At 62.1% G+C, this 19,158-nt stretch carries 16 protein-coding genes; 4 read left to right on the forward strand and 12 right to left on the reverse strand.

Translation table 11 applies throughout. The features are described from left to right. Nucleotides 1-30: 30 nt before the first annotated feature. Nucleotides 31-708 carry a response regulator gene (locus tag POF45_RS29450; RefSeq protein ID WP_282317401.1) on the reverse strand — a complete coding sequence of 226 codons (678 nt, stop codon included), beginning with the start codon at nt 706-708 and terminating at the stop codon, nt 31-33. A 124-nt stretch (nt 709-832) separates the two neighbouring features. Next, nucleotides 833-1,117 carry a LuxR family transcriptional regulator gene (locus tag POF45_RS29455; protein WP_259494526.1) on the reverse strand — a complete coding sequence of 95 codons (285 nt, stop codon included), beginning with the start codon at nt 1,115-1,117 and terminating at the stop codon, nt 833-835. A 507-nt stretch (nt 1,118-1,624) separates the two neighbouring features. Between POF45_RS29455 and POF45_RS29460 the strand changes: the two genes are divergently transcribed. Both POF45_RS29460 and POF45_RS29465 read left to right on the forward strand, forming a co-directional pair. Continuing rightward, nucleotides 1,625-2,818 carry a pyridoxal phosphate-dependent aminotransferase gene (locus POF45_RS29460; RefSeq protein WP_259494525.1) on the forward strand — a complete coding sequence of 398 codons (1,194 nt, stop codon included), beginning with the start codon at nt 1,625-1,627 and terminating at the stop codon, nt 2,816-2,818. A gap of 150 nt (nt 2,819-2,968) precedes the next feature. Then, a complete protein-coding gene (locus POF45_RS29465) occupies nt 2,969-4,735 on the forward strand; it encodes a fibronectin type III domain-containing protein (protein ID WP_282317402.1) in 1,767 nt (588 codons plus the stop codon). Between the two features lie 29 nt (nt 4,736-4,764). Here POF45_RS29465 and POF45_RS29470 read toward each other — a convergent pair whose 3' ends face one another. From POF45_RS29470 to POF45_RS29515, 10 genes are all read right to left on the reverse strand, one after another. Further along, nucleotides 4,765-5,739 (reverse strand): 2-hydroxyacid dehydrogenase, encoded by a 975-nt coding sequence (locus POF45_RS29470; RefSeq protein ID WP_282317403.1) that lies wholly within the window; start codon nt 5,737-5,739, stop codon nt 4,765-4,767. 21 nt (nt 5,740-5,760) lie between these two features. Then, nucleotides 5,761-7,059, reverse strand: coding sequence for an MFS transporter (locus POF45_RS29475; RefSeq protein ID WP_282317404.1), 1,299 nt, complete (start codon nt 7,057-7,059; stop codon nt 5,761-5,763). A 45-nt stretch (nt 7,060-7,104) separates the two neighbouring features. Continuing rightward, entirely contained in the window at nt 7,105-8,079 is a 975-nt protein-coding gene (locus POF45_RS29480; protein ID WP_282317405.1) for a sugar kinase, read from the reverse strand. After that, a complete protein-coding gene (locus POF45_RS29485; protein ID WP_282317406.1) occupies nt 8,072-8,854 on the reverse strand; it encodes a sugar phosphate isomerase/epimerase family protein in 783 nt (260 codons plus the stop codon). The genes POF45_RS29480 and POF45_RS29485 overlap by 8 nt, the downstream gene beginning before the upstream one ends. 155 nt (nt 8,855-9,009) lie before the next feature. Continuing rightward, entirely contained in the window at nt 9,010-10,035 is a 1,026-nt protein-coding gene (locus POF45_RS29490; RefSeq protein WP_282317407.1) for a LacI family DNA-binding transcriptional regulator, read from the reverse strand. A gap of 139 nt (nt 10,036-10,174) precedes the next feature. Then, nucleotides 10,175-10,783 carry a LysE family translocator gene (locus tag POF45_RS29495; RefSeq protein ID WP_282317408.1) on the reverse strand — a complete coding sequence of 203 codons (609 nt, stop codon included), beginning with the start codon at nt 10,781-10,783 and terminating at the stop codon, nt 10,175-10,177. Nucleotides 10,784-10,835: 52 nt separating this feature from the next. Next, the gene (locus tag POF45_RS29500; RefSeq protein WP_282317409.1) at nt 10,836-11,675 is read right to left on the reverse strand and encodes an AraC family transcriptional regulator; all 840 of its coding nucleotides are present in this window, start codon (nt 11,673-11,675) and stop codon (nt 10,836-10,838) included. Between the two features lie 76 nt (nt 11,676-11,751). Beyond that, nucleotides 11,752-12,393, reverse strand: a complete 642-nt coding sequence (locus POF45_RS29505; protein ID WP_282317410.1) for a DUF1345 domain-containing protein — start codon at nt 12,391-12,393, stop codon at nt 11,752-11,754. A 184-nt stretch (nt 12,394-12,577) separates the two neighbouring features. After that, nucleotides 12,578-15,676 carry an efflux RND transporter permease subunit gene (locus POF45_RS29510; protein WP_259494516.1) on the reverse strand — a complete coding sequence of 1,033 codons (3,099 nt, stop codon included), beginning with the start codon at nt 15,674-15,676 and terminating at the stop codon, nt 12,578-12,580. A gap of 15 nt (nt 15,677-15,691) precedes the next feature. After that, a complete protein-coding gene (locus POF45_RS29515; protein WP_259494515.1) occupies nt 15,692-16,849 on the reverse strand; it encodes an efflux RND transporter periplasmic adaptor subunit in 1,158 nt (385 codons plus the stop codon). A gap of 293 nt (nt 16,850-17,142) precedes the next feature. Here POF45_RS29515 and POF45_RS29520 point away from each other — a divergent pair, with 293 nt between their 5' ends. Both POF45_RS29520 and POF45_RS29525 read left to right on the forward strand, forming a co-directional pair. After that, nucleotides 17,143-17,844 (forward strand): response regulator, encoded by a 702-nt coding sequence (locus tag POF45_RS29520; protein ID WP_052964682.1) that lies wholly within the window; start codon nt 17,143-17,145, stop codon nt 17,842-17,844. A 4-nt stretch (nt 17,845-17,848) separates the two neighbouring features. After that, nucleotides 17,849-19,150: an ATP-binding protein gene (locus tag POF45_RS29525; RefSeq protein WP_282317411.1), complete on the forward strand. Its 1,302-nt coding sequence runs from the start codon at nt 17,849-17,851 to the stop codon at nt 19,148-19,150. The last annotated feature ends 8 nt before the right edge of the window (nt 19,151-19,158 follow it).

A 19,158-nucleotide genomic window follows, 5' to 3' on the forward strand; every position in this document is an offset into this window, starting at 1 on the left:
CCCTCAACACCCACCCAGAGCAAGCGCGGGTTAACCCTTCAACCCACTGACCCGCGCAAACTCCACCAACCCACCGTCATGGCCAAGTCCCAACTTGTCCATGGCGGTGCGTTTTTGCCGGCTGATGGTTTTTTCGCTGCGGTTGAGTTGCGCCGCGATCTGCCGGCCGGACATGCCCTGGACAAACATTCGTACCACTTCCAACTCTCGATCCGATAGCTTGACCAGTGCCGCACCGGTGCTTGAAGCCGACGGGTTGTGTGCATCCAGAATCCCGGCAAACGCAGGACACAGGTGCCGACGTCCCTTGATAACCGTACGCACCGCCCGTTCCAGCCCGTCAAAGGGACTGCGCTTGTCGAACAGGCCGCTCACGCCGGTATTGAGCAACGCCTGCAACAGCGAAGGGTTGTTCAACATGGTCATCACGATCAGCGGTATGTGCTCGAAGTTGCGCCGCAGATAACCCATCAATGCCAGACCATCGGGGAAGCGCCCGCAAGGCATCGAGTAGTCGCTGATCAGCAAGTCGCAAGGGGTGCTTTCCAGGTGGGCGAGCAGCTCATCGGCGTTTTGCGCCTGCGCGACAATCGAGATGGCCGAGCCGGCATGCTGACGCAAGGCCATTTCGGCACCGATCAGCACCACAGGATGGTCATCGGCGAGGATGATGCGCAACGCTGTGCCCGGGCGGTGCCCGTACGACACAGGCGTGTCGTCACAGGCACATGGGGGGGAAGAGGCAAGCAGTGTGGGACGGGGCGTCGTTTGCGGGTTCATCAGGTGTCTCTCAGTGCGCTATGACACGCGGACCACTGAGCTGGGGGCTGGCTCAAGGCAATTGAATCAAGCCTTGTTCCAGCGCCATCATCACGGCGACCCAGCGCGACCTCACGCCGAATTTTCGGCGGATATTGGTGAAGTGGTAATTCACTCCTGCCTCGGTACAGCTGACGATCTGGCCGATCTCCCACGAGGACTTGCCCGCGGCGCTCCACTGCAAGACTTCCTTTTCTCGGGTGGTGAGTGTTATGGCCGGGGACTGTTTGCTTTCCTGAGGCTGAAAATTGACCAGAGCGGGGGATGACCGAACTGAAGTGTTAGTGGCGCGGTACATAATCGAGTCTCCCATTCATCATCATTGACGGCGTGGGCGCGGCAGAATCTTCCTACATCAAAATGGCATGGTTCTCGCGACCGTCCTTCAGACACCAGTGTCGGAGCTGTAGGCACGGTTCGTTATATCGCTAATCAACGTCCTTGGAACCTGTCAGAAATTACAGGTAGGGCACTTTAATTAGATTTTATGGAAAAGACTGTCGGTAGAATCGTGACTGTACGTAGGACAAATCCCGTACTCCGGCGGTTGGCCGTCACAGGGCATAAGTTTATGATTCAGCGTATTTTTCATCAGCCGCATGTTCATGGGCCAAGCAAAAAAAACGCGGGCAGGGGCCGGCGCCACGGCCACTTATCCGCCCTTCATGCCAGCGCATCAACGGATGAACGGACAAGGTCATGCGGCCATGGCGGCGCCTGGGCACTATCGATTTGAATGCCGCGCTGGCGCCTTTGCCGATTTGAGATAGGGTTGAGGCTGGAGCCCGCGCAACTGGAGAGACACATGCGCTATTCAGCCATGACCCAACGCATCGCCGGCGACGGAGCGGCGGCCTGGCAGATTCATGATCGAGCGCTGCAAATGCGCGAGCAGGGTGTTGACGTGCTGTTGCTGTCGGTCGGCGACCCGGACTTCGATACCCCGCCGCCTATCGTCCAGGCCGCCATTGACAGTCTGTTGGCTGGCGATACCCATTACTCGGACGTTCGCGGCGACCGCGCATTGCGCAACAGCATCGCCAGCCGGCATCGGCGGCGCAGCGGCCAGGTGGTGGACGCCGATCATGTGATCGTGCTGCCGGGCGCGCAGTGCGCGGTGTATTCGGTCGCGCAGTGCCTGCTCGACCCGGGTGACGAGGTGATCATCGCCGAACCGATGTACGTGACGTATGAAGGCGTGTTCGGCGCCTGCGGGGCCAAAGTCGTGCCGGTGCAGGTGCGTCCGGAAAACGGTTTCCGGGTCGACCCGGCGGACGTCGCCGCACTGATCACCCCGAAGACCCGCGCCCTGCTGATCAACAGCCCGAACAATCCTTCAGGCGCCAGCCTGTCGTTGATGATCTGGGTGGAACTGGCGGCGCTGTGCATCCGCCACGACTTGTGGCTGATCAGCGACGAGGTCTATAGCGAGCTGCTGTATGAAGGCGAGCACATCAGCCCGGCCAGCCTGCCCGGTATGGCCGAGCGCACGGCGACCATCAACAGCCTCTCCAAATCCCATGCCATGAGCGGTTGGCGCGTGGGGTGGGTGATCGGGCCCAAACCGCTGGCCGAGCATCTGGTGCACCTGTCGTTGTGCATGCTGTTCGGCATTCCGGATTTTGTTCAGCGCGCCGCGCAGTTGGCGCTGGATCAGGACTTGCCGCAAGTGGCGTTGATGCGCGAGCAATACCGCCAGCGTCGCGACCTGGTGTGCGCGAGCCTGAGCCATTGCCCGGGAATTCGCCCCGTTCGCCCCGATGGCGGGATGTTCGTGATGGTTGATATCCGCCAGACCGGTCTCGGCGCCCAAGACTTTGCCGAGCGTTTGCTGGACGGTTATGGCGTCTCGGTGTTGGCCGGCGAGGCATTCGGGCCGAGCGCGGCAGGGCATATTCGCATTGGCCTGGTGGTGGATCAGCCACAACTGGCGGATGCGTGCCGACGAATTGCGTCTTGTGCGGCAGACCTGCTGCAACCTCGGGCGGTTTTTGGCTAGATGTGCGGTGCGCAGCTGCAACGTTCATGGGCACCTGGCGCCAGTAGCATTGAATTCGCCCGGCCGCCACTAACAGTTCTGTCAGGTGGTGCAAGCGGGTTGAACGGCTTTAAATGGAAGGTATAAGTCCCTTGTCCGAGACCTTCTGAAATGAGCGAGCATGACGCACCATCGCCTGAAATCCTGAGGGTCGTTCCTCCGGCCGCTTTCGTTGTCATGTCCAAGACCGAGACGTCTATCCGGGTCCAATGGGCATACTCCGCAGGCCCTGTCACCCAGACCCGGCTGAAGTGGCAGATCGGTGACACGATGATTGACCAGGTCGATCTACCGATCGGAACGGCTTCGTACATCGTCAGCAATCTTAATCCGGGGACCCGATACCGCATCCGTGCATACGGGCTTGAGAATGATGAAGAGTCTGCTTCAGGCCCGTACGTGGATGAAACGACCAAGCCCGCGACAGCACTGCCGGCGAGCCCGACACAGCTGGTCGCCACGCCTGCCAGCGATGCCATGGTCCTGACCTGGACTGGCGTCGCCAATGCTTCCAGCTACAAGCTCGTTTATGGACTGGCCCCCAGCGGGCCGGTGATCAAGACCGACGTTTCGCTCAGTACCCGCCACGCCTTCACTCACCTGGCGCCCGATACCAACTATTACTTTGAAGTTTGTTCATCAAACGATATTGGCGACTCGGCACCCGTGCGGGTGGTCAAGCAAACCCTGCGGCCACCGGCAGCACCTGCGAGCGTTCGCGCAACGCCAGCAGTCACCACGATGGACCTTCAATGGTCCGCCTCGCCGGACGCGTTGGACTATGTCATCCGTTTCGGAGTCGAGCCTGGCGGTGCGGTCAATACGGTCATTACAGAGCTTTTACGAGCAACACTGAAAGACTTGAGCAAAAACACCCTCTACTTTGCCGAGGTGAGTGCGCGCAATCACAATGGAGAATCAGCGCCGGCCCGCGTGATAGAGAAAACCCTCGACGGCCCGCCGATACCCTCGCGCCCGGGCCCTTTGCACACGGTCACTACTCACCACACTATTCGTGTCGTCTGGGCATCGTACCCAGAGCCGCCCTACAAAGTCAGTTACGGTCTGGACGATGGGCGACATGAAATCATTGCCACCGAAACAACGGAGTACTTGACTCATCTGATTCAGCATCTGCGACCTGAAACCCGGTATTTCATCGAGGTCCGGGCGTTCAACGCCAGTGGTGAATCCGCGCCGTCCACGATCAGCGCCACGACAGCGGTTTTTGACGCACCATCCAGTCTGACGCTGGATGAGCTGACGGACGAATCAGCCTCTTTCAGTTGGTGGGCGCCGGCAAATCATCCGGGCGGCAGCCTGTATGAAATTTATCTGGACGACCGTCACTTGGCGACGCAGGCCGAGAAAAAATTCCAGGTAACCGGACTCAAGGAAAGGACCGGGCACGTTTTCAAAGTTCGCGCCAAAGGGACAAGCCGGCAGGGTGGCGATTATTTTTCGCCTTATGTCTCGACGCCGTTCACCACCCGCGCCTACACGGGAGACCGCATCTGCGCTCCGGGCTATCTGAGATCCGGTCGGCCTGTTCCTACTTCAATCGTGCTCTACTGGGACGAACCTTATGCGGCCTGTCTTTTTTGCCCGGATGCATCGGGTTACGAAATATCCGGCGAGGGTATCGGGCTCATTGAAATAGCACGGCCGCCTTGCGTGATAACCGGGCTCAGTGCCGAGCGCGAATACAGATTTGCAGTGCGAGCGAAAGCCACTGGCAACAATATATCGAAGGCAAGCGAGATACTGGTTGGTCCGGCGTTGCCTGATAAAAAACCCGCTCCACCGCAAAACCTTCGTGCCACGGTCAATGAAAATCGAACCGTGACCATCGCCTGGGACGCACCGCCAGGACCGTGATCGCTGGGCTGGCGGTGGGTATCGACGACTTAGCTCCAGGCCTGCGAATTCACCAGATTCGCCGGCCGTTCACCTGCCAGCGCCGCCAACAGGTTTTCCACCGCACAGCGCGCCATCGCTTCGCGTGTCTCATGGGTCGCCGAACCGATGTGCGGTGTGGCGACCACGTTATTCAACTGCAACAACGGTGATTCAGCGCTCAGCGGCTCACGCTCGAACACATCTAGCCCGGCGGCGCGGATCTGGCCTTTGCGCAGGGCTTCGATCAGCGCGGCTTCGTCGACCACTTTGCCTCGGGAAATGTTGATGAAGATCGTCTCGGGCCGCATTAGCGCGAACTGTTCCGTGCCGATCAGACCTTCGGTTTGCGCGGTCAATGGCAGCGTCAGACAAACGAAATCGGCTTGCTGCAACAGCTGCGGCAGGCTGCGGTATTGCGCATCGAATCGTTTTTCCACCGCTGGCTTCGGCGAATGGCTGTGGTAGATCACCGGCATGCCGAAACCGAAATGCCCGCGCTGGGCCAGCGCCTCGCCGATGCGGCCCATGCCGATGATGCCCAGGGTCTTGCCGTGAACGTCGGTGCCGAACTGCGCGGGACCGATGTTGCGCTTCCATTGCCCGTCACGAACCATGTTCGCCAGCTCTACCACGCGCCGAGCGCTCGCCAGAATCAGCGCGAAGCCGGTATCGGCGGTGGTTTCGGTGAGGACGTCCGGGGTGTTGCTCAGCAGGATTTTCCGCTGGGTCAAATAGTCGATGTCGTAGTTGTCGACGCCCACTGACACGCTGGCGATGGCCTGCAGATTCGGCGCCAGGTCGAGCAACGTTGCGTCCAGTTTCAGGCTGGCGCCGAGCAGGCCCTGGGCGCGGGGCAGGGCGGCGCGCAGCTGTGCCAGGCCCTCGGCGTCGAGGCTTTCGACCAGCGTCACCTCGGTTTTCTCATGCAGGCGAGCCATGAGTGCTGGCGAGAGTTTCTTGTACAACACGACCTGCTTTTTCATCGCTTTGATCTCAATATCGATTCAGGAATGGGCAACGATTGGCCGCTTCGGTGCGGCCTCGGTCTGCACCCGGTCACTGGCGCCGGGCTTGAGGAAAATCGTCAGCACCACCGACACCAGCAACGCGCCACTCATCAACAGATAGGAGGCGCCGGGCGAACCGGTGGAGCTGTTCAGGTAGCCGACCAGATAAGAACCGCCAAACGAACCGAGGGCGCCCATGCTGTTGATCAGCGCCATGGCACCCCCGGCGACGTTGGCCGGCAGGATCTCCGGGACGATGGCGAAAAACGGACCGTAGGGTGCGTACATGCAGGCCCCGGCGAGCACCAGCAAGCTGTAGGACCACCAGAAATGTTCGGCGCCCAACGCGTAGGAGCCGTAGAACGCAAACGAGGCGATCAGCAGCGGCGGCCAGACGAAGCGTTTGCGCTTTTGCAGTTTGTCCGAGCCCCAGGACACCGCGAGCATGCCGATCACCGCCGCCAGATACGGCAACGCCGACAGCCAGCCGGCCTCGACCATGTCCATCTTCAGGCCGGCCTTGAGGATCGACGGCAGCCACAGCACAAAGCCGTAGACGCCGATGCTCCAGCAGAAAAACTGCAAGGCCAGGATGATCACCTTGGGCGAGCGAAACGCCTCGGCGTAGTTCTTCACCGCCTTGATGCCGACCTGCTCGGCGGCCAGGGCGCTTTCCAGGTCCTGCTTCTCCTGCTCGCTCAGCCACTTGGCCTGGGCCGGACGCTCGTCCGCCAGGCGCCACCAGATAAACGCCCAGATGATCGCTGGCATGCCTTCGATGATGAACATCCAGCGCCAGCTGAAATGCTGCACCAGATACCCCGAGACCACCGACATCCACAGCATGGTCACCGGGTTGCCGAGGATCAGGAAGGTGTTGGCCCGCGAACGTTCGGCACGGGTGAACCAGTAGCACAGGTACACCAGCATCGCCGGCATGACTGCCGCTTCGACCACGCCGAGCATGAAGCGAATGACGATCAGCCAGTAGGCGTTGGAGACGATCCCGGTCAGGGTGGCCAGGCCGCCCCAGAAGATCAGGCTGACGAAAATCAGCTTCTTGACGCTGTGTTTCTGCGCGTAGATCGCCCCTGGCACCTGGAAGAAAAAGTAGCCGAGAAAGAACAGCGCGCCGAGCAGCGACGACAGGCCGGGGGTGAGCATCAGGTCTTCGGCCATGCCCGAGGCGGTGGCGAAGCCGTAGTTGGCCCGGTCCAGGTACGCCAGGCTGTAGGTGATGAACACGATGGGCATGATGTACCACCAGCGGCGGGTGGCGAGTGAGGCAGTTGTCATGATGGTGCTCCTGAGCTTGTTGTTTTTGTCGCAGCAGGTAACGGTTTAGAAATCTTCAGTGATTGGATTACCGACGATGACGGCCTCAAGTTCGACAGTCATTTCAAGGCGGGTCGGCAACCCTTCCATATCCCCTCGACTCTGCACCGCTCGGCTACCAATCCAGTTGCCGCGCTGTACCGCCTCGGCAAAGCAGTGGTTCTCCAGCAGCGCGCTGATCATGCCGACGGCAAAACCATCGCCGGCGCCGACCGTGTCGACCACGGTCTGCACCGCGAAGCCCGGCACAAAACCCTGATGCAACTGCGTGCGGTAATAGGCACCGTGCGGCCCGAGCTTGATCGCCACGGCCTCGACGCCCTGATCCAGATAAAACGCCGCAATGTCCGCCGGGTCTTCGAAACCGGTCAGCAAGCGGCCTTCGCTCAAGCCCGGCAGCACCCAGTGGGCGAGGGCGGCGAGGCGGTTGATCTCGCCGATCATCTGCTGCTCGCTGGCCCACAGGCTCGGGCGCAGGTTGGGGTCGAAGGACACACTGCGTCCGGCCTCGCGCATGCGGGTCATCAATTCGAAAGACATTTGCCGAGCGGTCGGCGACAGCGCCGGGGGAATGCCGGTGGCATGCAGGTGCCGCGCAGTCAGTAGTGGCGGCGCGATTGACTGCGGCGACAAGTGACTGGCCGCCGAACCTCGACGGAAATACTCGACCACCGGGTCGCTGCCATCGTCGGCACGCGACTTGAGTTGAAAGCCGGTCGGGTGCGCGGCGTCGACGGCCACATTGCTGCAATCCAGGCCTTCGTTTTCCAGCGTGTCGACCACGAAACGACCGAGGGAATCGGCACCCACCCGGCTCAGCCACGCCACGTTGAACCCGAGCCGCGAAAGACCAATGGCGACATTGCTGTCGGCCCCGGCAATGCGCTTGTGAAACTGACCCACGTCAGCCAGATCACCGCTTTGCTCGGCCACGAACATGGCCATGGTTTCGCCAAACGACAGAACATCGATCTCAGACATGGGCACTCTCCAGGCGGGACTGACCGAGGTGGGCGAGGGTGGCGACGGTGTCGGTCGTCAGTTGCAGCAGATCCTCGGCTTGCAGCGGGTACTCCGCCGCCCGCATGACACCTTGGGCCATGTGCCGAAGCAGTTGTTCCCACTCATGCAGGTCCGTGGCGCCCGGCGGTATCGCCACCCGCTTGCCGTCAGCGCGACGGGTCACGGCTTTGCAGTGCACGTAACCGACATGGCGCCCCAGCAAACGTGCGGCGCTGGCGGCGCACTGGTCCTGCCACTGCCAGTTGCCGATGTCGAAAGTCATCCTGACTGGCAGGTTGTGGTGTTCGATGGCGCTGAAGAAACGCTGGAACGGCTCGAGACGGCCGCCGTGCAAGGTCTGGTCGTTTTCTACCAGCAACTGGACCGGGCTCTGGCTCAATTGGCGGGCCAAGGCCTGGAGGTCGTTGTTGTCGGTGAAATAGCCGAGCGAGACTTTCAGCCATTTCGCCCCGAACGCCTGGGCGTGTTGCAGGGCGTCGGCCAGCTCCGGGTTGGGCCTGGACTGGCCGGCCAGCCACAGCTCGGTGGGCGAGGAATAGATGCTTTCCAGGCCTTGGGCCTGAGTGTCGGCGGCCAGCTGCGCCGGGTCTTCGGTGGTCAGCAACTCTTCGCGCCATTCGATACGTGTGGCGCCGGCGGCGGCAAGGAGTTCGATGAAACTGCCTTGGCCGCGCTGGCGAACCAGATCGGCGCCGTAGCTGGACAGGCTGATGGAAACGGGTGGTTTATTCATTGTTATCTACCTCTGAAACCGGTTTCATTTTTGTTCAAAAAAATAGTTTGGTGGGCTTGCCGGCCCCATCGCGAGCAAGCTCGCTCCCACAGGGGATTTATGTGCGCTGAAAATCCCCTGTGGGAGCGAGCTTGCTCGCGATGGGGCCACTCCAGTCACCGCAAATCCCCAACGGTTGAACCTCGAACAATCAACTGCGCGGCAAAATCCAGCGTCCGCACCGGCCCCTCATCCCCTCGCAAGCGCCTGAGCAGACACTCAAACGCACTGGCGCCAATCTGCGCCGTCGGCTGCGCCAGCGCGGTAATCCCGCTGCCCACCAACGGATACCAATCCAGATCATCCAGGGCGATCAGCCCGACATCCTCAAACAGTTTGCACTGCAACTCACGCAACGCATGGGTGCTGGCCAATGCGGCGATCCCGTTGGCACAGAACAGCGCTTTCGGCCCATGACCGGTATCTGCCAGAAAGGTTTTCAGGTGTCGGGTCAGATCGCTGCCGGTGTCCAGCACCGCGCCGCGCAACGCCGGACGTTGCTCGATTTGCGCCTTGAAAGCACCGACCCGCTCGATCCGCGAGCTGGTGCCGTCAAACGGTTCGGTCACCAGCAGCACGTCCCGATAGCCCCGTTCCTCAAGGTGACTGAGCGCCATCTCGACTGCGGCCGGGTTGTCCAGCCCCACCAGATCGCTGTCCAGCTGATCGACCTTGCGATCCACCAGCACCATGGGCATTTCCCGGTGCAGTTCGCGCAGTTCGTCACGGTGATGGCCCAGGGTATTCACGATCAGGCCTTCGATGTTGTACGAGCGCAACAGCGCCAGGTGCTGGCGTTCCTGTTCGTCGTCACGGTCGGTGTTGCACACCACCAGGCTGTAGCCGTGCTGACGGCAGGCGGTTTCCACACCATGCATCACGGCAATCGAATAGGGGTTGCGGATATCGGCCACCAGCATGCCGATCAGGCGGGTACGCCCGCGTTTCAGGCCGCGGGCCATCTGGTTGGGGCGGTAGCCCAGTTCATTGATCGCCTGCTCGATGCGCAGGGCGATGGCCTCGGAGAGCAGGGCGCGGTCGTCGCCGATGAAACGCGAGACGCTGGCCTTGGAAACGCCGGCGCGTTCGGCGACATCAAGCATGGTCACGCGGCTACGCTGGGCGGCGGAAAAGGTGTTCACGGTGGCAGACCTTCTTATTGGATTTATCGGGTTTGGCGTCATGACTCACACGCTGAAACCGGTTTCAGGAAACACTAAAAACAAATCCGCCGTCAAGTGAATGCTCAAGACCGAGTAGTCGACTAACGACCAAAGGCAATCAAACCCACAGGCTGGCCCAGGCCGATACCAGCAACAGCAGGGCCATCAACCGGTTGAAGCGTTGCATCGCCTTGGGCGAGTGCAACCAGCGCGCGGAGCCGGCGCCGAGCAAGGCCCAGACGCCAAGGCAGGGCAGGGAGATCAGGAAAAATACCAGCGACAGCGATGCCACGTGCAGCAGACGCTGCTCGCCAGCTCCGGCGAAAACGCTGACCACCACCAGCGCCATCATCCAGGTTTTCGGGTTGATCCATTGCAGGCCGGCGGCGCCCGCCATGCTGAGCCTGGGCTGATTGTCCCGAGCACTGATGGCCTCGGCCGGCGCGCGAAAAATCCGCCACGCCAGATAACTGAGCCAGGCCACGCCGCCCCATTGCATCGTCGCTTGCACCCCGGGCAGCGAGGTCAGCCAGGAGCCTGCGCCGCTGCCCACCAGCAACATCAGGATGGCCGCACTGGCACAGGCGCCAAAGATGATCGGCACCGCCGCCGCCAGGCCGTAGCGGGCGCTGTTGCTCAATATCAGGATATTGGTCGGGCCGGGGGTGATCGAAGCGACCATGGCGAACAGCAGAAAAGGCAGCAACGTCGGGAAAGAGGACAGCATCGCAGGCAAACTCCAGTGAAGATCAATGACCCGATCTTCCCGGTCGTGGCGCTCAGCTGTCTGGAAGATTTGAGCAACGCTTGCGGTACATCGCCGGCGTCATGCCATAAGCGCGAACGAACCAGCGCCCAAGATGACTCTGATCGGCAAAGCCCAATTCCATGGCCACTGCCGCCGGTTGCAGGCCGCCGGCAAGCAGGCGCCGGGCCTTGGACAGACGCAGTTGCACCAGATAGGCGTGGGGCGCCAGTCCGTAAGCGGCCTTGAAGGCGCGGCTCAGGCGGAAGCGATCCACCCCGGTGGCCGCCGCCAGTTGATCGAGTCCGATGTCGAGGTGGGCGTTGGCGTGCAGAAATTCCCGCGCCCTGTGCGCCACCAATGGCAGGCGCGGGTCTTCGCCCTGGCGGGTGCGCCAGCGCAGGTGCCGGGTCAGTTGTTCCAGCAAGCCGTCGAGGGCACTCTGGCGGACGATTTTCAGTTCACCGCCATGCAAGCTCTGGAAGGCCAGGCTGGTGGCGGTGGCCAGTCGCGGGTCGGTGGTCAGGATGTTGGCAACACTCAACTGGCTGCTCGGCGGCGCTTCTTCGAACAGGGCACTCAGTTCCCGCGCCAGCCACTGGGGGTCGAGGTACAGCATGCGGTAGGTGAAACCGAACTCGGTGGGTGCGTCGCCGTCGTGAATGTCGCCCGGCTCCAGCAAAAACACCTTGCCCGGCGTGCTGTGATATTTGGCCCGACGGCAATTGAACTGCTGCACGCCCTGTTCGGTGACGCCCACCAGATAACTGTCGTGCCAGTGCGGGTCGTAGGCGTGGCCTTTGAAGTGCGCGCGCAGGGTCTCGATGCCGGTGTCGGCGTCCTGGTTCAGGTCGATCCAGTTGTGAGTGGTCATGCAGCACCTGCGCAGCGGTTGGCCGGTGTATTTGACGCCCGTCCCGTGATCATCTTCTAGAAGATTTGTGCAGCCATCAGCCGAACAGCCCCGCCGCGATATTGATTGAAAAGCCGAGAATCGCCGTGTTGAACAGAAAGCCGATCAGCGATTGCGCCAGCACTATCTTGCGCATGGTGCGGGTGCCCACGCCGACGTCCGCCGTCTGCACCGCCACACCGATGGTGAACGAGAAATACAGGAAGTCCCAGTAGTTGGGCGTGGTCAGGCCTTCGGCGAAGCGCAGTGCCGGTTCCTTGCCGTCCCAGGTGTAGAACAGCCGGGCGTAGTGCACGCTGAAAATCATCCCGATCAACAGCCAGGAGCCGATCACCGTCGCAGCGGTAAACCCGTAGTGCAGCAGCTTGTGGGTGGTGTCCAGGTCTTTGGTGCCGACCAGTTCCAGGGTGATGGTCGCCAGACTGGCCAAGGCCGCAATACACACCACGAACAACACCAGCCCGGCATTTTCGTCCTCGACCTCGGCGATGCGCTTCACGTCCGGCGCCTTGGCGCGGATGGTCAGCCAGAGCATCAACACCAGATACGTCCAGACCCCGGCGTTCCAGCCGATGAGGATTTTGCTGATCAGCGTGTCGGCGGGTACCAGGATGCCGACGCCGAGACCGAGAACGGTGGCGGCGGACAGGCGAGGGTGGGTGCGGGCGAGGAAGGGCATGGCGGCTCGATGAGTCAGGGTATTGCCACACCTTAGCCCAAGGGGGTGTGGTGTGACCACACCCGGGGAAACGATGATATCCCCCTGTGGGAGAAGACTTTTGTGGTGAGGGGATTTAGCGGAGCGCCGCACCGCTAAATCCCCTCGCCACACAAGCCCGCTCCCACATGGGAACCCTGTTGGGTCAGAGGTTCTTGTGGCGCTTGCCCACCAGTTTCATCACCACCACAAAGAACACCGGCACAAACAGCACCGCCAGTGTCGCGGTGATCATCCCGCCGATCACCCCGGTGCCGATGGCCTGCTGGCTCGCCGAGCTGGCGCCCGTGGCAATCGCCAGCGGCACCACGCCGAGGATGAACGCCAGCGACGTCATCACGATCGGCCGCAAGCGCAGGCGTGCCGCTTGCAGGGTCGCATCGATCAGGTCGTGGCCTTCGTCATACAGGCTCTTGGCGAACTCGATGATCAGGATCGCGTTCTTCGCCGACAAACCGATGATGGTGATCAGCCCGACCTTGAAGAACACGTCGTTGGGCATCCCGCGCAACGTCACCGCCAGCACTGCACCGAGTACACCCAGTGGCACCACCAGCAGCACCGAGGTCGGAATCGACCAGCTCTCATACAGCGCCGCCAGGCACAGGAACACGATCAGCAGCGACAGGCCCAGCAGGATCGGCGCCTGACTGCCGGACAGCCGCTCTTGCAGCGACAACCCGGTCCATTCCTGGCCCAATCCCGCCGGCCCTTGCGCCACCAGTCGTTCGATTTCCGCCATGGCTTCACCGGTACTGTGGCCGGGGGCCGGTTCACCGGAAATGCTGATCGCCGGATAGCCGTTGTAGCGGGTCAGTTGCGCCGGGCCCTGCGTCCATTTGGCCTGGACGAATGCCGACAGCGGCACCATTTTTCCGGCGTTGTTGCGTACGTGAATTTTCAGCAGGTCAGCCACCTGGCTGCGCTGATCGCCTTCGGCTTGCACCACCACCCGCTGCATCCGCCCCTGATTGGGGAAGTCGTTGATGTAGCTGGAACCGACCGCCGTCGACAGCACGTTGCCAATGTCGGCAAAGGAAATGCCCAGGGCGTTGGCCTGTTTACGGTCCACTTCAAGCTGCACCTGCGGCGCTTCGGCCAGGGCGCTTTCGCGTACATTCGTCAGGACCGGACTTTTCTCGGCAGCGGCCAGCAGTTGCTCGCGTGCCGCCATGAGCGTGGCATGGCCGAGGCCGCCGCGATCCTGCAAGCGGAACTCGAAACCGCTGGAGGTGCCCAGGCCATCGACTGGAGGCGGCAGCACAGAGAAGACCATGGCGTCCTTGATCTGGCTCAGGGCGGCGTTCGCCCGGTCGGCAATTGAACTGGCCGAATCATCGTGCCCGCGCTGCGACCAGTCCTTGAGCGTGGTGAACGCCAGTGCGGCGTTCTGCCCGCTGCCGGAGAAGCTGAAGCCGAGAATGGCCGTGGTATCGCCCACGCCCGGTTCCTTGGCGTTGTGCGCTTCGATCTGTTCCACCACCTGCACCGTGCGGTTCTTGCTCGCGCCCGGTGGCAGCTGGATGTCGGTGATGGTGTAACCCTGATCTTCCACCGGCAGAAACGAGGAGGGCAGACGGCTGAAGCACACGCCCAGACCGATCAACAGCACGCCGTAGATCAACAGATATCGCCCGGTGCGCTTCAGCGCATAGGCGACCCAGCCCTGATAACGTACGGTCAATTGCTCGAAGCGGCGGTTGAACCAGCCGAAGAAACCGCCTTTTTCGTGATGTTCGCCCTTGGCAATAGGCTTGAGCAGCGTTGCACACAGCGCCGGGGTCAAGGTCAGGGCGAGGAACGCCGAGAACAGGATCGAGGTGGCCATCGACAGGGAGAACTGGCGGTAAATCACCCCGACCGAGCCCTGCATGAACGCCATCGGGATGAACACCGCCACCAGTACCAGGGTGATACCGATGATCGCGCCAGTGATCTGTTTCATGGCCTTGCGCGTGGCCTCTTTGGGCGACAGGCCCTCGCTGACCATGATCCGCTCGACGTTCTCCACCACCACAATGGCATCGTCCACCAGAATGCCGATGGCCAGCACCATGCCGAACATGGTCAGCACGTTGATCGAAAAACCCAGCGCGAGCATGGTCGCAAAGGTGCCCATCAGCGCCACCGGCACCACCAGTGTCGGGATCAGCGTGTAGCGGATGTTCTGCAGGAACAGGAACATCACCGCAAACACCAGCAGCATCGCCTCACCGAGGGTGTACACCACTTTGGTGATCGAGACTTTGACGAACGGCGAGGTGTCGTACGGGATCTTGTATTCCACGCCCGCCGGGAAGTAGCGCGCCAGCTCGTCCATCTTCGCCCGCACCAGCGTTGCGGTGCTGAGAGCATTGGCCCCCGGCGCCAGCTGCACGCTGACGGCGGTGGATGGCTTGCCGTTCAGACGGGTGCCGAACTGGTAGTCCTGGCTGCCGATCTCCACCCGCGCCACGTCGCCGATGCGCACGGTGGAACCGTCGGGGTTGGCCTTGAGCACGATGTCGGCGAACTCTTCAGGCGTCGACAACTGGCCCTTGACCAGAATGGTTGCTGTGATTTCCTGGGTGCTGCGGGTCGGCAGATCGCCGATGCTGCCCGCCGACACCTGCGCGTTCTGCGCGACGATGGCGGCATTCACGTCAGCCGGGGTCAGGTTGAAACCGATCAGCTTGCGCGGGTCGATCCAGATCCGCATCGCCCGTTCGGCGCCATACAGCTGCGCCTTGCCGACGCCGTCCAGACGCTTGATCTCGTTCATCACGTTGCGCGCCAGGTAGTCGCTGAGCGCCACGTCGTCGAGCTTGCCGTCGCTGGAGGTGAGGGTGATCAGCAGCAGGAAGCCGGAGGAGACTTTCTCCACCTGCAAACCCTGCTGATTTACTGCTTGCGGCAGGCGTGACTCCACCACTTTCAGGCGGTTTTGCACATCCACCTGGGCCATTTCCGGGTTGGTGCCCGGCTGGAACGTGGCCTTGATCGTGGCGCTGCCGAGGCTGCTCTGGGATTCGAAATACAACAGGTGATCGGCGCCGTTGAGTTCTTCCTCGATCAGGCTGACCACGCTTTCGTCCACGGTCTGCGCCGAGGCGCCTGGGTACACGGCATAGATTTCGATCTGCGGCGGCGCGACATCGGGGTACTGCGCCACCGGCAACTGCGGGATGGCCAAGGCGCCGGCCAGCAGGATGAACAGGGCGACGACCCAGGCGAACACCGGGCGGTCGATAAAGAACTGCGGCATAAAAATGCGTCCTGCTTACTGCCCGGAAGTCTGGGCGAGGGGAAGAGGGGTGTCGTCGATCTGGACTTTTTCGCCGGGCTTGGCGTGCTGCAAACCCTCGACGACGATGCGGTCGCCGGACTTGAGGCCGCCGTTGATGATCCAGCGATCGTTTTGCACCGCGCCCAGCTCGACCGGCTGCAAGCCGACCCGTTGCTCGCTGTCGAGCAACAGCACGTGGGCGATGCCGGCGCTGTCACGGGAAATGGCCCGTTGCGGCACGCTGATGCCTTCGCGGTTCACCGCTTGCTCCAGTCGCACCCGCACAAAGCTGCCGGGCAGCAGGTCGAGGTCCGGGTTGGGGAACTCGCTGCGCAGGATGATCTGGCCGGTGCCCGGATCGACACTGATGTCGGCGAACAGCAGCTTGCCCGGCAGCGGGTACAGGCTGCCATCGTCCTGAATCAGCGTGGCTTTGGCCTGGTCCTGGCCGACCTGCTGCAACTGGCCGGAGCGGAACGCGCGGCGCAGGTCGTTGAGTTCGCGGGTCGACTGGGTCAGGTCGGCATGGATCGGGTTCAACTGCTGGATCAGCGCCAGCGGCGTGGTTTCGTTCTGGCCAACCAGCGCGCCTTCGGTGACCAGCGCACGGCCCACGCGCCCGGAAATCGGCGCGGTGACGGTGGCGTAGCCGAGGTTCAGCTTCGCCCGTTCCACGGCGGCTTTATTGGCCGCCACGTCGGCGGCGGTTTGCCGGACGCTGGCGCGGGCGTTGTCGTAGTCCTGGCCGCTGACGGCATTGCCTTCGATCAACTGCGAATAACGCTGCTCCTGCAACTTCGCCTGATACGCATTGGCCTCGGCCTTGCGCAAGGCCGCCTGGGCGCTGTCCAGGTCAGCCTTGAACGGCGCCGGGTCGATGCGAAACAGCACATCGCCCTTTTTTACGTCGCTGCCTTCATGGAAGGTGCGTTGCAGCACGACGCCGGCTACCCGGGCGCGGACTTCGGCGATACGCGGCGCGGCAATCCGCCCGCTCAATTCGCTGTTGATGGTCAGGGGCCGGGCCTCTATGGTTTCGATGCGCACGGTGGCCAGGGGCGCCTTTTCCTCGGCGGTCGAGGACTTGTCACAGGCGCTCAGCGTCAAGGCCAGAACCATCAGGCTGAGCGTGGCAAGCAGATTCTTTGACATGTGAATACCCCAATAATGACCCCGGCATCCTACGGGGAGGGGGCGAGGGTAGCGGTTAAGCTTTGTAGGCGCTGTGTGAAATTGTGTAAGGGTTTTACTCGAAGACGAGTGAGGGCGTATATCCTTCACTCCTTGATTTTTATTGCGCCTGATAGATTGCTATCGCCAGCAAGCTCGCTCCCACAGTGGGCGGTGGTGTTCACCAAATGTGTGATCACCTCAAACCCTGTGGGAGCGGCTTGCTCGCGATGAGGCCCTGCCAGTCGCCACCGCACTCTCTGGAAACACCCCCCATGCCCAACATCCTCCTGGTCGAAGACGACACCGCGCTCTCCGAACTGATCGCCAGCTACCTGGAACGCAACGGCTACTGCGTCAGTGTGATCAGCCGTGGCGATCACGTGCGTGAACGTGCCCGGGTCAATCCGCCGGACCTGGTGATCCTCGACCTGATGTTGCCGGGCCTCGACGGTCTGCAAGTCTGCCGCCTGCTGCGTGCGGATTCGGCAACGCTGCCAATCCTGATGCTCACTGCCCGTGACGACAGCCATGATCAAGTGCTGGGCCTGGAAATGGGTGCCGACGACTACGTCACCAAACCCTGCGAGCCACGGGTGCTGCTGGCCCGCGTGCGTACCTTGTTGCGCCGCAGCAGCCTCAGCGAACCGCTGACCGCCAACGACCGGATCCTGATGGGCAACCTGTGCATCGACTTGTCCGAACGCACCGTGACCTGGCGCGAGCAACTGGTGGAGCTGTCCAGCGGCGAGTACAACCTGCTGGTGGTGCTGGCCCGGCATGCCGGCGAAGTGCTGAGCCGCGACCAGATTCTGCAACGTCTGCGCGGGATCGAATTCAACGGCACCGACCGTTCGGTGGACGTGGCAATCTCCAAGCTGCGGCGCAAGTTCGACGACCACGCCGGCGAAGCGCGCAAGATCAAGACCGTGTGGGGCAAGGGTTATCTGTTCAGCCGCTCCGAGTGGGAATGCTGAGCCGATGTTCAGAATCCTTTTCCGCCTGTACCTGGTGACCATCGTTTCGTTCAGCGCGGCGATCTACCTGGTGCCGGACCTGGTGATCAAGGTGTTCCATGAGCGCTTTGTCACCTACAACCTCGATTACTCGCGTGGTTTGCAAACCCTGATCGTCCGCCAGTTCCATGCCGTGCCCGAAGCGCAATGGCCGGCGCTGGCGGCCGAGATGGACAGTGACTTCCAGCCGCTGCACATCGTGCTGACGCGCAAGGACGACGACGCATTCACCCTGTACGAACGCGAACGCCTGCAAGCCGGCGAGAACGTAGTGCGCATCGGTGACTGGGGCTGGCGCACGCTGGCGGTGGCACCGCTCAACGAGCAGATGGCGGTGCAGATGGTGGTGCCGCCGGACCCGATGGACGTCAGCCTGTTGTACTGGAGCATCAACGTACTGATCGGCGCGACCATGCTTGCCTGCCTGCTGCTGTGGCTGCGCCCGCACTGGCGCGACCTGGAACGTCTGAAAAGCACCGCCGAACGCTTCGGCAAAGGCCATCTGAGTGAACGCACGCAGATTGCCAAAAGCTCCAACATCGGCAGCCTGGCCAACGTGTTCGACACCATGGCCGGCGACATTGAAAACCTGCTCAACCAGCAGCGCGACCTGCTGAATGCGGTGTCTCACGAATTGCGCACACCGTTGACGCGCCTGGATTTCGGCCTGGCCCTGGCGCTGTCCGAAGACTTGCCGGTCGCCAGCCGCGAGCGCCTGCAAGGCCTGGTCGGACACATTCGCGAGCTGGATGAGCTGGTGCTGGAATTGCTCTCCTACAGCCGCCTGCAAAACCCGGCGCGTGTGCCGGAACAGGTCGAAGTGCTGCTGGACGAGTTTATCGACAGCATTCTGGGCAGCGTCGACGATGAACTGGAGTCCCCGGACATCGTCATCGACGTGCTGCTGCATGGCCAGCTAGAACGCTTCTCCCTCGACCCGCGCCTGACCGCCCGGGCGATTCAGAACCTGCTGCGCAACGCCATGCGCTACTGCGAAAAGCGCATTCAGATTGGCGTGCGGGTCTGTCCCAAAGGCTGTGAAATCTGGGTCGATGACGACGGCATCGGCATTCCGGACGATGAGCGTGAGCGGATTTTCGAACCGTTCTACCGCCTGGACCGCAGCCGTGACCGGGCTACCGGTGGTTTTGGCCTCGGTTTGGCCATCAGCCGCCGGGCGCTGGAGGCCCAGGGCGGGACGCTGACCGTAGAAGCATCGCCGCTGGGAGGGGCGCGTTTCCGGTTGTGGTTGCCGACGCCGGTCTGAGGCTCGCC

The organism is Pseudomonas fungipugnans (assembly GCF_029955235.1).
Lineage (GTDB): Bacteria > Pseudomonadota > Gammaproteobacteria > Pseudomonadales > Pseudomonadaceae > Aquipseudomonas > Aquipseudomonas fungipugnans.

Coding starts and splice junctions, on each gene's coding strand:
- POF45_RS29455 (WP_259494526.1), bottom strand. CDS start 1,117: ATGTACCGCGCCACTAACACTTCAGTTCGGTCATCCCCCGCTCTGGTC.
- POF45_RS29460 (WP_259494525.1), top strand. CDS start 1,625: ATGCGCTATTCAGCCATGACCCAACGCATCGCCGGCGACGGAGCGGCG.
- POF45_RS29465 (WP_282317402.1), top strand. CDS start 2,969: ATGAGCGAGCATGACGCACCATCGCCTGAAATCCTGAGGGTCGTTCCT.
- POF45_RS29470 (WP_282317403.1), bottom strand. CDS start 5,739: ATGAAAAAGCAGGTCGTGTTGTACAAGAAACTCTCGCCAGCACTCATG.
- POF45_RS29475 (WP_282317404.1), bottom strand. CDS start 7,059: ATGACAACTGCCTCACTCGCCACCCGCCGCTGGTGGTACATCATGCCC.
- POF45_RS29480 (WP_282317405.1), bottom strand. CDS start 8,079: ATGTCTGAGATCGATGTTCTGTCGTTTGGCGAAACCATGGCCATGTTC.
- POF45_RS29485 (WP_282317406.1), bottom strand. CDS start 8,854: ATGAATAAACCACCCGTTTCCATCAGCCTGTCCAGCTACGGCGCCGAT.
- POF45_RS29495 (WP_282317408.1), bottom strand. CDS start 10,783: ATGCTGTCCTCTTTCCCGACGTTGCTGCCTTTTCTGCTGTTCGCCATG.
- POF45_RS29500 (WP_282317409.1), bottom strand. CDS start 11,675: ATGACCACTCACAACTGGATCGACCTGAACCAGGACGCCGACACCGGC.
- POF45_RS29505 (WP_282317410.1), bottom strand. CDS start 12,393: ATGCCCTTCCTCGCCCGCACCCACCCTCGCCTGTCCGCCGCCACCGTT.
- POF45_RS29510 (WP_259494516.1), bottom strand. CDS start 15,676: ATGCCGCAGTTCTTTATCGACCGCCCGGTGTTCGCCTGGGTCGTCGCC.
- POF45_RS29515 (WP_259494515.1), bottom strand. CDS start 16,849: ATGTCAAAGAATCTGCTTGCCACGCTCAGCCTGATGGTTCTGGCCTTG.
- POF45_RS29520 (WP_052964682.1), top strand. CDS start 17,143: ATGCCCAACATCCTCCTGGTCGAAGACGACACCGCGCTCTCCGAACTG.
- POF45_RS29525 (WP_282317411.1), top strand. CDS start 17,849: ATGTTCAGAATCCTTTTCCGCCTGTACCTGGTGACCATCGTTTCGTTC.